At 46.0% G+C, this 16,253-nt stretch carries 16 protein-coding genes; 13 read left to right on the top strand and 3 right to left on the bottom strand.

Annotated features, from left to right (window positions below):
- Nucleotides 1-219: 219 nt before the first annotated feature.
- Together HU824_RS00850 and HU824_RS00845 are read right to left on the bottom strand one after the other, a co-directional pair.
- Nucleotides 220-1,809: a beta-N-acetylhexosaminidase gene (locus HU824_RS00850; RefSeq protein ID WP_176467771.1), complete on the bottom strand. Its 1,590-nt coding sequence runs from the start codon at nucleotides 1,807-1,809 to the stop codon at nucleotides 220-222.
- Between the two features lie 95 nt (nucleotides 1,810-1,904).
- Complete coding sequence (locus HU824_RS00845; protein WP_136009105.1) at nucleotides 1,905-2,774, bottom strand: NAD kinase; 870 nt, start codon at nucleotides 2,772-2,774, stop codon at nucleotides 1,905-1,907.
- Nucleotides 2,775-2,877: 103 nt separating this feature from the next.
- Here HU824_RS00845 and HU824_RS00840 point away from each other — a divergent pair, with 103 nt between their 5' ends.
- The 13 genes from HU824_RS00840 (at nucleotide 2,878) to folE (ending at nucleotide 14,015) form a co-directional block, all read left to right on the top strand.
- Nucleotides 2,878-3,591 carry a pyridoxine 5'-phosphate synthase gene (locus HU824_RS00840; RefSeq protein ID WP_136009104.1) on the top strand — a complete coding sequence of 238 codons (714 nt, stop codon included), beginning with the start codon at nucleotides 2,878-2,880 and terminating at the stop codon, nucleotides 3,589-3,591.
- Nucleotides 3,591-4,307: a MotA/TolQ/ExbB proton channel family protein gene (locus tag HU824_RS00835; protein WP_176467765.1), complete on the top strand. Its 717-nt coding sequence runs from the start codon at nucleotides 3,591-3,593 to the stop codon at nucleotides 4,305-4,307. Before HU824_RS00840 ends, HU824_RS00835 begins: the two co-directional genes overlap by 1 nt.
- A gap of 38 nt (nucleotides 4,308-4,345) precedes the next feature.
- Nucleotides 4,346-4,756 carry a biopolymer transporter ExbD gene (locus HU824_RS00830; RefSeq protein WP_246866876.1) on the top strand — a complete coding sequence of 137 codons (411 nt, stop codon included), beginning with the start codon at nucleotides 4,346-4,348 and terminating at the stop codon, nucleotides 4,754-4,756.
- Nucleotides 4,757-4,790: 34 nt separating this feature from the next.
- A complete protein-coding gene (locus HU824_RS00825; protein WP_176467764.1) occupies nucleotides 4,791-5,609 on the top strand; it encodes an energy transducer TonB in 819 nt (272 codons plus the stop codon).
- 14 nt (nucleotides 5,610-5,623) lie between these two features.
- Entirely contained in the window at nucleotides 5,624-6,172 is a 549-nt protein-coding gene (locus HU824_RS00820; RefSeq protein ID WP_176467763.1) for a DJ-1 family glyoxalase III, read from the top strand.
- 17 nt (nucleotides 6,173-6,189) lie between these two features.
- Nucleotides 6,190-6,861, top strand: a complete 672-nt coding sequence (locus HU824_RS00815; protein WP_176467762.1) for a 2-C-methyl-D-erythritol 4-phosphate cytidylyltransferase — start codon at nucleotides 6,190-6,192, stop codon at nucleotides 6,859-6,861.
- Nucleotides 6,849-8,945, top strand: a complete 2,097-nt coding sequence (gene recG, locus HU824_RS00810) for an ATP-dependent DNA helicase RecG (RefSeq protein WP_176467761.1) — start codon at nucleotides 6,849-6,851, stop codon at nucleotides 8,943-8,945. The genes HU824_RS00815 and recG overlap by 13 nt, the downstream gene beginning before the upstream one ends.
- A gap of 272 nt (nucleotides 8,946-9,217) precedes the next feature.
- The gene (locus HU824_RS00805; RefSeq protein ID WP_035457839.1) at nucleotides 9,218-10,087 is read left to right on the top strand and encodes a M23 family metallopeptidase; all 870 of its coding nucleotides are present in this window, start codon (nucleotides 9,218-9,220) and stop codon (nucleotides 10,085-10,087) included.
- A 136-nt stretch (nucleotides 10,088-10,223) separates the two neighbouring features.
- On the top strand, nucleotides 10,224-10,766 hold the full coding sequence (locus tag HU824_RS00800; protein WP_016273109.1) for a DUF1599 domain-containing protein: 543 nt from the start codon (nucleotides 10,224-10,226) through the stop codon (nucleotides 10,764-10,766).
- Nucleotides 10,756-12,048 carry a BT_3928 family protein gene (locus HU824_RS00795; protein ID WP_016273108.1) on the top strand — a complete coding sequence of 431 codons (1,293 nt, stop codon included), beginning with the start codon at nucleotides 10,756-10,758 and terminating at the stop codon, nucleotides 12,046-12,048. Before HU824_RS00800 ends, HU824_RS00795 begins: the two co-directional genes overlap by 11 nt.
- A gap of 49 nt (nucleotides 12,049-12,097) precedes the next feature.
- Complete coding sequence (gene tpiA, locus HU824_RS00790; RefSeq protein WP_005829974.1) at nucleotides 12,098-12,853, top strand: triose-phosphate isomerase; 756 nt, start codon at nucleotides 12,098-12,100, stop codon at nucleotides 12,851-12,853.
- 106 nt (nucleotides 12,854-12,959) lie between these two features.
- Entirely contained in the window at nucleotides 12,960-13,418 is a 459-nt protein-coding gene (locus HU824_RS00785; protein ID WP_035457767.1) for an SPOR domain-containing protein, read from the top strand.
- 9 nt (nucleotides 13,419-13,427) lie between these two features.
- Nucleotides 13,428-14,015 carry a GTP cyclohydrolase I FolE gene (folE, locus tag HU824_RS00780; RefSeq protein WP_005829983.1) on the top strand — a complete coding sequence of 196 codons (588 nt, stop codon included), beginning with the start codon at nucleotides 13,428-13,430 and terminating at the stop codon, nucleotides 14,013-14,015.
- Nucleotides 14,016-14,037: 22 nt separating this feature from the next.
- Here the strand turns inward: folE and dnaG are convergent, their stop codons facing one another.
- On the bottom strand, nucleotides 14,038-16,140 hold the full coding sequence (gene dnaG / locus HU824_RS00775) for a DNA primase (protein ID WP_176467760.1): 2,103 nt from the start codon (nucleotides 16,138-16,140) through the stop codon (nucleotides 14,038-14,040).
- Nucleotides 16,141-16,253: the final 113 nt, after the last annotated feature.

Raw genomic sequence — 16,253 nt, 5'->3', positions numbered from 1 at the left:
TAATCGGGAGGATTTGGTTAACTTTGACTGAGTCCTTGGAATTAGTAGTTTTCATGGAGAAAAGTCGCCAAACTTTTCCTTTAAATTACTAAATTTCAGGGACTTTTGCAGATTTAATCACTTGAAAGTTAAATATTTAACAGCATATATTTAATTTTTGTCATCTACTAAATCCCTAACCAGATAGTTCGCTATCTATTTTTTAGGCTTGGTAGCAGTTTAATTCTCATTTTTCCCGAACACCTCAAAAGGCACACGGATAGACACCCCCCGTTGAATCAGATTGTATAGGTTAGGTAACATCCGGCGTTTAAAGTCTTTCCAGTCTGTACCGGGATTTTTGTTCCAGCCGGCTTCGGCTAAAGCCAATCCTCGGGGGAAAGTCATATAGGTGGCACGGTTTATATCTTTGATGGCTTCTCCCCATAGGGTTCCCATGATTCCTATGATTTGTTTGCGCTTGTCAGCCTCTAGTTTGTAAGTGGGATCGAAGCTGAATGTTTTCTGAAGGGTAGTGATGGGCATTCCCCAATTGTGGAATTCCGGAAAATCGTTCTTGTATTGCGGGTAGTCTAGATAAGCGTACTCACCGGGAGCAAGAATAAGAGTGTTGTTGGATTTCCGTGTCAGTTCGATACATTTAGGAGTGAGGGCGTTTCGCCAAGTCACGAGGGTGACATCTTGTGGATAGTCAAAGAGATATTTGCTGGCAGGGTAATAGATATTATCCAGCTCGCACCAGAGGATGGTGTGGAGTCCGTACCGTTTGGTAGAAGTCAACACCTTTCCGAAGAAGATGTTCATTAATTGGTCAGGATTGGTATAGCCGTGTTCCTTCATCAGTTGAAGGTTTTCGGGGCTTTTTGCCCAGTTCTTCTTGATGGCGGATTCATCCCCTCCCAAATGAATCTTCTTGGAGGGGAAGAGAAGTGACATTTCGCGGATGACATCATCAAGGAGCTTATATACTTGCGGATTGGCTGCGGAAAGCATGACATTGTCCGTTTTGCCCAATTTGAAGATGGAGTCTTTATGGATGTCACAACGCAGTTCCGGATAAGCTGTAAGAATGGCAGCCGTATGTCCGGGTATATCTATTTCGGGAATGATTTCCACATTCAGGTTTGCGGCATATTCTACCAGGTCTTTAATTTGCTCTTGGGTATAGAAACCGTTGTCGGGTCCGTTATTACCCCCTTGAGGAGTACGGAAAGCGCCCACTTCGGTTAGTTTAGGATGACTTTTGATTTCAATTCGCCAGCCTTGATCGTCACTGAGGTGGAGCTGCAATACATTGAATTTATAACGTGCCATCTGCCGGATGTAGTGTTTCACATCATCCACGGGTAGAAAATGACGGGCAGGGTCGAGCATTAACGCACGGTGTGCATACGCCGGGCTGTCTTCGATGAAGAGGGACTGGATTTTTTTGTTTCCGGTGTTTATGACATCTCCTAAGAGTACTTGGTCAAGGGTGTATATGCCATAGAGTATGCCGGCGGCGGTTTTACCTTCAATGGTTATTTCGTTGGGAGTTATGGAGAGCCTGTATTGTTCATAGTCAGGAACTTCAGAGTTAAGTAGAAGCTTGATTCTTCCTTCTGTACCAATCGGGAGCTCCATATCGAATCGTTGGTGCCAAATGTTTTGTAGTTCATTGGCAATGAACGATAATGTACCGGAACTGATAACCATTTTTTCATTTTCCGAAAGTCGGAATAAACCTTCACCTTGTTGAATGTGGTTGGGTAAGGGGAGCAAAGCTGCCAGGTTGTTTTGTGCCTGAATATGGCATACTGATAATAACATTGCGAGCAGGAGGCATATTCCTGTTCTTTGGAAGGTGAAAAATGTTTTCATTTATATTGAAGATAAAGTTAGAATGCTTTGCAAATATACGGATATTATCTGATATCCGCCCCCCACATCAATTTATTCCGTAATGTGTCAAAGAAGATGTGGTTGTAGCGTTTTACTACTTTGATGGAATAATCTGCCCGTGAGATATGCAACCGGGTAGTTTCTTTGCAGGACTCGCTACGCCCGTCGATGGCAACCAGGAAGTTATGGCTGCGGCTTTCCACATCAAGTGTAATTTCCCAGTCGTCACAAATGACGATGGGACGGACGTTGAGACTATGCGGAGCCACAGGAGTAATGGCAATCGTCTTACTGTGAGGAACGATGACCGGACCTCCTACGCTGAGCGAATAGGCAGTAGAGCCAGTAGGGGTGGAAATGACCAGTCCATCGGCTTGATAGGTTGTCAGTGGAGCGCCATTGATGGCGGCGTGGATACTGATCATGGAAGAACTGTCCCTTTTTAGTACGGCAATTTCATTGAGTGCATAAGGAAACTTCATCAATAGTTCGTCATCACATTTCAGTTGTAGCACACTACGCTCTTCCACTTTATAATGGTTATTGTAAATTTCTTCAAAAGTGTTCTCCATTTCTTCGGGAGAGATATCCGCTAAAAATCCCAGACGGCCGGTATTAATGCCTAAAATTGGAATATTCTTTTTTCCTACACGGCTGGCTGCCTTCAGAAAAGTACCGTCACCACCGATGCTGATAACCATGTCGGCATGAAAGTCATCTTCGTCAAATAATTCGGCAGACGGTATGTCAAGATGTAAGTCGGCAGTCAGAAAATGATAGAATTCCCGGCAGACACAAAGTTGTGCATTATGCCGTTCCAATATGCGGAAAAGATTCTCTGCATGGGAAGATTTTTTTGCTTGGTAAGTATTTCCAATTATGGCAAATTTCATAGTCAATCTATTGTTATGCTGCGCAAAGATGCTATTTTTTTCTCAGAATGCTGCCAACATATTGCTATTATTTGTACTTTTGTCCCAAACTATAAACCGAATTATGACGAGATTAAGCGTAAATATAAATAAGGTTGCAACGCTGCGCAATGCCCGTGGAGGTGATGTCCCGAATGTTATAAAGGTTGCGCAGGATTGTGAAAGCTTTGGTGCTGATGGTATTACGGTGCATCCCCGTCCTGATGAAAGGCATATTCGCCGTAAGGATGTGTATGATTTGCGGCCGTTGTTGCGTACGGAGTTCAATATCGAAGGTTATCCTGCACCCGATTTTATAGATCTGGTCTTGAAGGTGAAACCGCATCAGGTTACTTTGGTTCCAGACAGTCCTACACAGCTGACTTCAAACGCAGGTTGGGATACCAAGACCCATTTTGACTTCTTGAACGAAGTGCTGGATGAGTTCAACAATGCCGGTATCCGTACTTCCGTATTTGTTTCCACCGATACCGAAATGATAGAATATGCCGCCAAGGCCGGTGCCGACCGCGTGGAGCTATATACGGAACCTTATGCTACGGCTTATCCCAAAGGACGGGAAGCGGCTGTGGCTCCTTTTGTCGAGGCTGCCAAGGTGGCCCGAAGCTTAGGTCTGGGGCTGAATGCCGGACATGACCTGAGTCTGGTGAATCTGAATTATTTTTATCAAAACATTCCGTGGCTGGACGAGGTGTCCATCGGGCATGCGCTGATTAGTGACGCATTGTATCTGGGATTGGAGCGTACGGTCAAGGAATATAAAAACTGTCTTCGCTGATGAATGTAATGTTGTTATTGGCCCAAGTGGCTTCGGCACTGACTGACTCTATTTCAGGTGCCAATCCGGTACTGACACAAGTAAACGCTTCCGACGAAATGAATTTATGGAGCATGGCCATCAAAGGTGGCTGGATTATGGTTGTCTTGGGATTGATGTCCGTACTTTGTTTTTACATCTTGTTTGAACGTAATTATGTTATCCGGAAGGCGGGGAAAGAAGACCCTCAGTTCATGGATAAAATAAAGGATTATATTTTGGGTGGGGAATTGAAAGCTGCCATTGCTTATTGTCGCAGTGTGGATACTCCCTCGGCTCGTATGATTGAAAAAGGTATCAGCCGTTTGGGACGCCCGGTGAACGATGTGCAGGCTGCCATCGAGAATGTGGGTAATATTGAGGTTGCCAAACTGGAGAAGGGAATGACGATTATGGCCACTATTTCCAGTGGGGCTCCTATGCTTGGCTTTCTTGGCACGGTGACAGGCATGGTACGTGCGTTTTGGCAAATGGCGAATGCCGGGAATAACATTGATATCGGCTTGCTTTCCGGCGGTATTTATGAGGCAATGATTACTACGGTGGGCGGTTTGATAGTCGGCATCATAGCTATGTTTGCCTATAATTATCTGGTGACACTGATAGATGGCGTGGTCAACAAGATGGAAGCCAAGACAATGGCATTCATGGATTTGTTGAATGAACCGGCGAAATGATTTATTAAAAAATGAATAATTAAAAGAAGAGGAGAAGCGTGTTAAAACGTAGAGCTAAAATATCGCCCAATTTCAGTATGGCGTCCATGACGGACTTGATTTTCCTGCTGCTGATTTTCTTTATGATAACGTCTACCATGGTGTCACCCAATGCTATCAAGGTGCTGTTGCCGCAGGGAAAGCAACAGACCTCTGCGAAGCCTTTGACAAGAGTCATCATAGATAAGAACCTGAATTATTATGCTGCTTTTGGCAATGACAAGGAACAGTCTCTGACGCTTGAAGAATTGACTCCTTTCCTGCAATCATGTGCGGAGAAGGAACCTGAAATGTATATAGCTTTGTATGCTGACGAAACGGTGCCCTATCGGGAAATAGTGAAGGTGCTGAATATTGCGAATGAGAATAAGTTCAAGATGGTGCTGGCAACACGGCCGCCGGAAAACTAAATCGTACATTGTACATGGTTAAATTGTAAATGCAATGGTGAATCAGAAGAAGAAAGGAAAATATATAGGTATGGCAGGTGCACTCGTGGTGCATATTGCCATTATTGCCCTTTTGATACTGGTAGGATTCACCCGGCCGGAACCTTCGGAAGAAGGGGGTGTGCCTGTTATGTTGGGAGAAGTGCCCGATGCACTCGGTGCTGCCGATCCTTCTTTGGTAAAGGTGGACGTTATGCCGGAGGAAATTGCCCCCCGGGTACAGGAAACGGTGGAGCAGGATATCATTACGCAGGAAACTGAAGAGTCAGTTGCGATAAAACCCAAAGCCCAACCCAAGAAAAAAGAGGAAGTGAAGAAGCCGGAAAAAACGGAAGCCGAAAAAGCGGAAGAAGCCCGTAAACTGGCGGCGGCAAAAGCCGAGCGGGAGCGTAAGGAAGCCGAAGAGGCTGCCCGCAGACGAGTGGCCGGCGCTTTTGGCAAAGGTGCCCAAATGGGTAGTAAAGGTGACACGGAAGGAGAAGGTATTCAAGGAAGTCCTACGGGGAATGCTCCGTCCGGAGCTACTTCGGGTACGGGAGGTTACGGTTCGTTTAATTTGGGCGGGCGTTCTCTCGGTGAGGGCGGATTGCCCCGACCGGTATATAATGTGCAGGATGAGGGCCGGGTTGTGGTGACCATCACAGTGAACCCTGCCGGACATGTGATAGCGACCAGTATCAACCGTCAGACCAATACCGTCAATCCGGCATTGCGGAAAGCGGCGGAAGATGCTGCCAGGAAAGCCCGTTTCAATGCGGTAAGCGGCCTGAACAATCAGACGGGAACAATAACGTATTATTTTAATCTAAAATAAGAGGAGGAACAATTATGGGTACAGTTTATGTCTTTTTTGCCGACGGATTTGAAGAAATAGAAGCTTTTACTTCTGTAGATGTGATGAGACGTGCCGGATTGAACGTAGAAATGGTGACGGTAACTCCTGATGAAATAGTGACGGGAGCGCACGATGTGCCGGTCTTGTGTGATAAGAATGTGGTAAACTGCGACTTCTACGATGCAGATCTTATATTGTTGCCGGGAGGTATGCCGGGGGCTTCCACTTTGGAAAAATGTGGAGAACTGCGTAACCTGATACTGCGTTTTGCCCAAGAGCAGAAACCGATTGCTGCTATTTGTGCAGCTCCAATGGTATTGGGTAAGCTGGGATTGCTGAAAGGCAAGAAGGCTACTTGTTATCCCGGATTTGAACAATATCTGGAAGGTGCCGAATGTACGGGTGCTCTGATAGAAAGAGACGGCAATATTATTACAGGAAAAGGACCGGGTGCTGCTATGGACTTTGCATTCGCCGTAGTGGAACTGCTGCAAGGCAAAGAGAAGGTACAGGAACTGAAAGGGGCCATGTGTGTCCTTTAACTTTCAATTCTCGATTAATGGAGTATGCTTTGATTGTAGCTGGTGGCAAAGGCTTGCGCATGGGAACCGAACTTCCCAAACAGTTTCTTCCGATAGGGGGAAAGCCGGTTTTGATGCGCACGTTGGAGGCGTTTTATGACTATAATACCGGGATACAGATAATATTGGTACTTCCCCGCGGTCAGCAGGATTACTGGAGGCAATTGTGCAGGGAGTACCATTTTTTATTGCCGCATGTTATTGCAGATGGAGGAGAGACACGGTTTCACTCTGTAAGGAATGGTTTGGCTTTGGTAAAGACACCTGCTTTGGTTGGTGTGCACGATGGGGTACGTCCGTTTGTGGCCCGGGAGGTGATTACGCGCTGCTATGACTTGGCAGCTGAGAAAAAGGCCGTAATTCCGGTAATCGGTGTGGTAGAGACCGTTCGACGTATAGGAGGGAAAGGCAGTGTGACTGTCAGTAGGGATGACTATAGATTGGTGCAGACTCCCCAGGTTTTTGATGCGGAATTGCTGAAAGCGGCATACGAGCAGCCTTATATGCCCCACTTTACCGATGATGCTTCTGTGGTGGAGGCATTGGGTGCATCTGTCTTTTTGACACCGGGAAACAGGGAAAACATTAAAATAACCACTCCTTTTGATTTAAAAATAGCCACAGCTCTTATAGATTCATGTTCGATTTAGCCACGCGTGACATAAAATATTTGCCGGGCGTCGGGCCGCAGCGTGCTTCGGTGCTCAATAAGGAATTGGGCATTTACTCCTTGCACGATTTACTATATTACTTTCCATATAAATATGTAGACCGCAGTCGGATTTATTATATTCAGGAGATTGATGGGACGATGCCCTATATTCAGCTGAAAGGTGAGATACTAAGTTTTGAGACGGCTGGAGAAGGGCGCCAGCGCAGGTTGATTGCTCATTTCTCGGATGGTACGGGGGTGGTGGACTTGGTTTGGTTTCAGGGTATCAAATATCTGGTGGGGAAGTATAAAGTGCATCAGGAATATATTGTATTCGGAAAACCCACCTTCTTCAATGGCAGGATAAACATGGCTCATCCGGACATAGACTCTGCTTCGGACTTGAAATTGTCGTCCATGGGGTTGCAACCTTATTATAATACGACTGAAAAGATGAAGCGGAGTTCTCTCAATTCACATGCCATTGAGAAGATGATGAATACGGTAGTACAGCAGTTGCATGAACCATTGCCCGAAACCCTTTCTCCTGTTATACTTGCCGAGCATCATCTGATTCCGTTGACGGAGGCTTTGGTCAATATACACTTTCCCGCTAATCCGGATTTATTGCGCAAGGCACAGTATCGGCTGAAGTTTGAGGAGCTTTTTTACGTACAGTTGAACATCCTGCGGTATGCAAAAGACCGTCAGCGGAAATATCGCGGTTATATTTTTGAAAGGGTGGGGGAAGTGTTCAATACTTTCTATTCCCGTAATCTTCCTTTTGAACTGACCAATGCGCAGAAGCGGGTGTTGAAGGAAATCCGTAAGGATGTAGGCTCGGGAAAGCAGATGAACCGCTTGTTGCAAGGCGATGTGGGAAGTGGAAAGACGCTTGTCGCGCTGATGAGTATGTTGATGGCGCTCGATAATGGTTATCAGGCGTGTATGATGGCGCCTACCGAGATTCTGGCAAACCAGCACTATGAAACCATTCGTGAACTGCTGTATGGAATGGAAGTTCGTGTGGAACTGTTGACCGGTTCTGTCAAGGGCAAGCGGCGTGAAGCTATCCTTGCCGGTTTGTTGACGGGAGATATACATATATTAATAGGTACTCATGCCGTCATTGAAGATACGGTGAATTTTGCTTCGCTCGGTTTGGCTGTGATTGATGAGCAGCATCGTTTCGGCGTGGCCCAACGGGCACGGTTGTGGACAAAGAATGTACAGCCCCCCCATGTATTGGTGATGACGGCAACCCCGATTCCCCGTACATTGGCAATGACGCTTTATGGCGATTTGGATGTGTCTGTCATCGATGAATTACCTCCCGGGCGTAAGCCGATTGTCACTCTTCATCAGTTTGATAGCCGTCGGATAAGCTTGTACCAGTCTATGCACAAGCAGATTACCGAAGGTAGGCAGGTTTATATTGTCTATCCGTTGATTAAGGAAAGCGAAAAGATTGACTTAAAGAATCTTGAGGAAGGATATCTGCATATTTGTGAGGAATTTCCCGAGTGCAGGGTTTGCAAGGTGCATGGAAAGATGAAACCTGCCGAGAAAGATGCCCAGATGCAGTTGTTCGTATCCGGTGAGGCACAGATAATGGTGGCTACCACTGTGATTGAGGTAGGTGTAAATGTGCCCAATGCTTCGGTGATGGTGATTGAGAACGCCGAGCGTTTCGGGCTGTCTCAGCTTCATCAGCTTCGGGGACGCGTAGGACGTGGAGCCGACCAATCCTATTGTATATTGGTTACCGGTTATAAGTTGGCGGAAGATACAAGGAAACGTTTGGAGATAATGGTGCGAACCAATGACGGTTTTGAAATAGCGGAAGCAGACTTGAAGCTGCGTGGTCCTGGAGATTTGGAAGGGACACAGCAGAGCGGCATTGCTTTCGATTTGAAGATTGCCGATATAGCCCGTGACGGACAATTGCTGCAATATGTTCGTGAAGTGGCCCAAACGGTGGTGGATGCAGACCCACATGGCATGTTGCCCGAGAATGAGGTCTTGTGGCGACAATTGAAAGCGTTGAGAAAAACGAACGTTAATTGGGCTGCCATTAGCTAAGAAAAACAGTTGAACATACACTTTTGTTGTGTTTTATGTTGTAAAACATGTTTGTTTGTAAGTATCATATTCATAGCGTATTAAGACTTCTTTGTGGGTTTTGCAGCTTTCTCTTCTTCAAAAAAATAGTTAATGATTGATGTCGCTTTTCAGAGAGAAATATTACCTTTGGGAGAATTTTTTTGAAAATCAATCCGGATATTCGTGTAGAACAAGTGGTGTTTGATTTGCCGAGATGCTTGCGACGGATATCAAAATGAATGACGAAACGAATGAATTTTAATTGGATAAAAACTGCTTTATTGGCTGCGACGGCAATGGTCAGCTTGAATTCTTTCTCGCAAGACCTGATTGCCCGCCAAGCCCCCATCGACAGAAAACTTAAAAGTGTAGATTCGCTTGCTTTGCAGAAACAGATACGTGCGGAGCAATCTTTGTATCCGGGTTTGGATTTGTATCCCAACTGGAACAACGAATTCGTACAAGCTTATGGCAACGCTATTGTGCCTGAGAACTATACATTTGATTTGACCGGTTTCTGCATGCCTACTTCAAATACCCGCATTACAGATGTATTTGGCTATCGTCCCCGGAGAAGAAGGGCCCATTACGGCTTGGACATCAAGGTGTATGTAGGAGATACAATCCGCGCGGCTTTTGATGGAAAAGTACGTGTAGTCAAGAATCAAGGTCGTCGCGGATATGGCAAATACGTCGTTATTCGTCACGACAATGGTTTGGAGACCGTTTACGGACACTTGTCTAAGCAGTTGGTTGATACGAACCAGTTGGTAAAAGCCGGTGAACCAATTGCTTTGGGAGGGAATACCGGACGTTCCACCGGTTCACATCTTCACTTTGAAACCCGTTTCTTGGGAATCCCCATCAATCCTGCACTTATGTTTGATTTTGAAAAGCAGGATATCGTAGCTGACTCCTATACATTCCATAAGGCAAAAGGCTCTTCCGGTACTGCACGTAGCATGGCGTCGGGTGAAGGTCTGTTCTATAAGGTAAAGAAGGGAGATACATTGGGACGAATTGCAGCACGTCAAGGAACCTCTATAGACAAACTTTGCAAACTGAACAGGATTACGCGTAAGACAATCCTGAGACCGGGACAAGTATTGCGCTGCTCATAAAAACGTAAAACAATCTCTATAGAAAGAGGGGCTTTAATAGATTTTAGAGTGCCCTCTTTTTCTTTTTCTTTAATTATTCCTATCTTTGCAGCGCATTGTGAAAATAGGCTGTATTTCAGCATAAACAAGCAAGGAAATGAAAGATACCAAGCAACAGTTTGAACATATCATTGCGGTTTGCCGTGACTTGTTCTCCAAGAAACTTCATGATTACGGTCCGGCGTGGCGCATTCTTCGTCCGTCTTCCGTGACAGACCAGATATTCATCAAAGCCAACCGCATCAGAAGCATTGAAACGAAAGGAGTGACCTTGGTAGACGAAGGCATCCGTTCTGAATTCATAGCTATTGTCAACTATGGAATTGTAGGGCTGATACAGTTGGAACTTGGCTATGCCGAGGCTGCCGATATGACCAATGAAGAGGCATTGGTGCTGTATGATAAATATGCCAAAACCTCTTTGGAGTTGATGCTTGCCAAGAATCATGACTATGATGAAGCTTGGCGCAGTATGCGCATCAGTTCGTATACGGATTTGATTTTGATGAAGATTTACCGGACAAAGCAGATTGAAAGCTTGTCCGGAGAGACTTTGGTTTCGGAAGGTATTGATGCCAACTATATGGATATGATTAACTATTCCGTGTTCGGCTTAATTAAGATTGAATTTGGAGATTGACAAGAAACATATTGTCGGAAAGGTTTGGGTGAACCTCTGTCGTTTTCTGCTGGGGGCTTTGTTCATTTTCTCCGGATTTGTAAAGGCCGTTGACCCGTTGGGCTTTTTTTATAAGATTCAGGATTATCTGACGGCTTTCGGCATAATTTCCTGGTTTCCTTCTTATTTGCCGTTGTTGTTGGGAATCGTGTTGTCTGCCATAGAGTTCTGTGTAGGTGTTTTCTTGTTTTTGGGTATACGCCGGAAGGTGGCGTCTGTATTGGCACTGCTGCTGATGGTGGTGATGACCCCTTTGACGCTTTATCTGGCTTTAGCAAATCCGGTGTCCGACTGCGGATGTTTTGGTGATGCGTGGGTATTGACCAATTGGCAGACTTTCAGTAAAAACGTGATGTTGTTGGTGGCGGCAGTATCTGTATTCAAATGGCAGGATTTGCTGGTACGCTTCATTACACCGAAGATAGAGTGGATGATTTCCATGTATACGTTTCTGTTTGTGTTTGCGTTGTCCTTTTATTGTCTGGAGAATTTGCCGATACTTGATTTCCGTCCTTATAGAATCGGAGCGAATATCAAGGCAGGTATGGAAATTCCCGAAGGTGCCAAACCAAGCGTGTTTGAGAGTCGGTTCATATTGGAAAAAGGAGGCAAGCGTCAGGAATTTACGTTGCAAAATTACCCGGACAGCACATGGACGTTTGTGGAGTCGCGTATGATATTGAAAGAAAAAGGCTATGAACCCCTCATTCATGATTTTTCCATGATGAGTCTGGAAGCATGGGAAGATATAACGGACAGTGTCTTGTCGGATAAGGGATATACGTTTCTGTTGGTTGCCCATCGGATAGAAGAGGCAGATGACAGCAATATCGACCTTATCAACGAAATATATGATTACAGTGTGGAGCACGGTTACGGTTTTTATGCCTTGACTTCATCTCCGGAAGACGAGATTGAGTTGTGGCGTGACAAGACTGGAGCGGAATATCCTTTCTGCCAGACGGATGATATTACGTTGAAGACCATTATCCGTTCAAATCCCGGTTTGCTGTTGATAAAGGACGGAACGATTTTAAACAAATGGAGTGACAATCGGCTGCCTGATGAATATGTGCTGATTGACAGCCTGGACAACTTGGAACTGGGCAGGCAGAAGCAGGAAAGTGACTTACGAACCATAGGCTATGTGTTGTTATGGTTCATCATCCCTCTGATGATGGTGCTTTGTGTCGATATTTTAGTCGTAAGGCGCCGGGAGAGACAACGGCTCAGACGAGAATAGAGAATAGTATCAAATAGTAAATAATTAACCCTTTTAATAATAAAACAAAATGAGAAAAAACATTGTTGCAGGTAACTGGAAAATGAACAAGACCCTCCAGGAGGGTATTGCCCTTGCGAAAGAACTGAATGAAACATTGGCTAACGAGAAGCCTAATTGTGATGTAATCATCTGTACTCCGTTTATCCACCTGGCGTCTGTTACTCCTTTGGTAGATGCAGCCAAGATTGGTGTAGGTGCAGAAAACTGTGCAGACAAAGAGTCGGGCGCATATACCGGCGAAGTATCAGCTGCTATGGTTGCTTCTACTGGTGCAAAATATGTCATTCTGGGTCACTCTGAGCGTCGTGCTTATTACGGTGAGACAGTTGCTATTCTGGAAGAGAAAGTGAAATTGGCTTTGGCTAACGGTCTGACTCCGATTTTCTGTATCGGTGAGGTACTGGAAGAACGTGAAGCAAACAAGCAGAATGAAGTGGTAGCCGCTCAGTTGGCTTCTGTATTCTCTTTGTCTGCCGAAGATTTTTCTAAGATTATCTTGGCATACGAGCCGGTTTGGGCTATCGGTACCGGTAAGACTGCTACTGCAGAACAGGCACAGGAAATCCATGCTTTCATCCGCTCATTGATTGCTGAAAAGTATGGTAAGGAAATCGCTGACAACTGCTCTATCCTTTATGGTGGCAGCTGCAAGCCCTCCAATGCAAAGGAACTGTTTGCCAACCCGGATGTTGACGGCGGTCTGATTGGTGGCGCTGCCTTGAAGGTTTCCGACTTCAAGGGTATCATCGATGCTTTTAACTAATGGATAATGGAGAATTGATAATTGATAACGGGTATGTATGTGCTTGTTGTCGGTTATCAATTCCCTTTGTTTCTTATTATCAATTATCCACTATCAATTATCAATTATGAAAAAGCTTGGTTTACTTTTAGTTGCATGTTTCGCTTTTGCAACCATTTCTGTAGCGCAGAACAATATTGTGAAAAGTCTGGAACGTAATGTGCCGGGACAAGGTAAGGTGACTATCCATCAGGATGCGCGCATTGCGGCACTGATAGGTTCGGCGTATGTACCTGTCGGATCAGACGAACGGAAAGCGATTAAAAGTTCGGGTTACCGCATACAGGTTTATGCAGGGAATAATACCCGTCAGGCCAAGAACGAAGCTTATGCGGTGGCTACCCGCATCAAGGAACATTTCCCCGAACTTACAGTTTATACCTCTTTCAATCCTCCCCGTTGGCTGTGCCGTGCAGGCGACTTCCGCAGCATTGAAGAAGCGGATGCCATGATGCGTCGGTTGCGGGCTACCGGTATATTCAAGGAAGTTTCTATCGTGAAAGAGCAGATAAACATCCCCTTATAAAGAATTGTCATGTTAGGAAAAGAAGAAATCGTATCTCCTTCATTGGATGAACTGAAGGAACATTATCACCGCATCCTTACTCTGCTGGGTGAAGATGCCGGACGTGAAGGTTTGCAGAAGACACCTGAACGGGTGGCGAAGGCCATGTTATCGTTGACGAAAGGTTATCATATGGACCCGCACGAGGTGCTTCGTTCGGCCAAATTTCAAGAAGAGTACAGCCAGATGGTGATTGTGAAAGACATTGACTTCTTCTCACTTTGCGAACACCACATGCTTCCATTCTACGGAAAGGCACATGTGGCATATATTCCTAACGGCTACATTACCGGACTGAGCAAGATAGCCCGTGTAGTGGATATTTTCTCTCACCGCCTGCAAGTGCAGGAGCGCATGACACTCCAGATAAAGGAGTGTATCCAGGAGACCCTGAATCCGCTGGGGGTTATGGTTGTTGTGGAGGCCAAACACATGTGCATGCAGATGCGCGGAGTAGAGAAACAGAACTCCATTACCACTACATCCGATTTTACCGGAGCATTCAACCAAGCGAAGACCCGCGAGGAATTTATGAATCTAATCAGGCATAATTCGTGACGGAGAACTCCCCGGATTGAATTTAAAGATTCAGGATGACTCTGTCTCCCAGCCGTTTTGCCATGAGGCTTTTTACTTTGTTCAATTCGTTGTAGCGCTCCATGATGCTGTTGCACTGAGTTTCATCGTTGGCTATGGCAGGGTTTTGCAATGCAGATAGAGTATGCTTCAATTCTTCGCAGACGATGGCATATTTGAAGTTAATCATTAACCGTGGGATTAGTTCATAGAGGCGTTCTTCGTCCGTCACCATTTGTTCTATCTGTGATTTCCTTAACTGATAGCGGTTGCTGATAAGTTCCACGCTCAGCTTGCTGATGACGGGGTCGGGATGCGCCACAAAATACCGTTCAGCGGTAAAACCCTCATTATGGATGCGTTCGGCAGCTTCCGTCAGGATTTGCCGGTGAAGCGGATTGTGGAAGGCAAGCTCGTCTTCTTTTAAATCATTGACAATGTATTCGGTTACAGTGATAGGAGTTTCCTGCCCCTCTTCATCGGTGATATTGCACATCACCCGTTCGCCATAGAGTACTACCATCTTCAAAATCAGCCGTTCATACTTATAGAACTCCTGTCCTTCTTTTCCTTCCTGCGGGATGAAAGATACATATTCTTCCGGAGGGAAAGGCGGAGGAGTTTCGGAAAGGGAACCGTCAGGCAGCAATTCAGACGGATAGCCGACGGCTTGCTGTGCACCAGGGGTGGTTGTAGCTGCTGTATGATTACCGTTGGCAATGCCTGCTTCTGCGTTGGCTCTTGCGGCGTTGGCCAATCGGCGCTCGCGTTCTGCCCGTTCTGCTTGTTGCCCGGCTTGCTTTTCGCGACGCTTGGCGACTTCGGAAACCAGCAGTTTGTCTTCTACATGCAGCAATTGGGCGCATTCCTTGACATAGACGTCGCGCACAATGGCTTCGGGAATGATGGAAATGCTCTGCACGAGGTTGCCGATAAGCTCGGCACGCTTAATGGGGTCTTTTCCTGCATCTTCAAGCAACAGATTGGTTTTAAAGCGGATAAAGTCCGTTTCATTCTCTTGTATGAAGTTCTGGAATTCCGTCGCATTGTGTTTGCGGGCAAAGGAGTCCGGATCGTCACCGTCGGGCAGGAGGCAAACTTTTACGTTCATGCCTTCTTCCAGCAACATGTCAATACCTCGGATAGAGGCCTTTATACCGGCAGCGTCACCGTCGTAGAGCACTGTCATGTTGTTGGTGAAGCGATGAATCATCCGGATTTGTCCGGGTGTCAATGCTGTGCCCGAAGAGGCAACCACATTCTCTATGCCCGATTGGTGCATGGAAATGACGTCCGTATAACCTTCTACCAGAAAACAACGGTCTTGTTTTACAATGGCTTGTTTGGCAAAGTATATGCCATACAGCTCGTTGCTTTTATGATAAATTTCCGATTCAGGCGAGTTGACGTACTTCACCTTGACACCTTTGGTGGCACTGGCAAGTACGCGTCCTCCGAAGGCCACCACCTTGCCGGAGAGAGTATGTACCGGAAAGATGACCCGTCCCCAGAAGCGGTCGCGCAGTCGGTGGTCGTCCGTTTCGTAGCAGAGGCCGGTCTTGACGAGATAATCTTTTTTGTATCCTTTATTCAGGGCTTCCAGAGCGAGGGCGTCGTGGCTCTCGGTACAGTAACCCAATTGAAACTTCTCGATGATGTCATCGCGGAAGCCGCGGCTGCGGAAATAGGCCATGCCGATGCTTCTGCCGTCAACATGGTTCTTCAGGATATTCTGGAAGTAGTCGCGGGCAAAGTTGTTTACGATAAAGAGGCTTTCCCGTTCGCTCTGTGCTATCTTTTCCTCACTGGATAGTTCGCGTTCTTTAATCTCGATACCATACTTCTTGGCAAGGTACTTCAGTGCTTCGGGATAGGACATCTGTTCGTGCTCCATGATGAAGTGCACCGCATTTCCTCCTTTTCCGCAGGCAAAGCATTTGCAGAGTCCTTTGGCAGGGGACACATAGAAGGAGGGGGTTTTGTCATCGTGGAAAGGGCACAGGCCTACATAGTTCACACCGCGTTTACGCAGGGTGACGAAGTCTGATACCACATCGTATATTTGTGCGGCATCAAGTATGCGGTCTATGGTGGGTTGGTCTATCATTGTCTCTTTTCTAACTTGTGCAAAAGTACATGATATTTCTTGGATAATCAAAAAATATCATGCAGGAAAGAGCAGGCCGGGGGAGGGCTACATCATCATAAGACTCCCGTGGA

The sequence above is a fragment of the Bacteroides sp. L10-4 genome, assembly GCF_013373675.1.
Classification (GTDB): domain Bacteria; phylum Bacteroidota; class Bacteroidia; order Bacteroidales; family Bacteroidaceae; genus Bacteroides; species Bacteroides muris.
The sequence above is the reverse complement of the archived record's forward strand: the minus strand, read 5'-3'. Positions and strand labels throughout refer to the sequence as shown.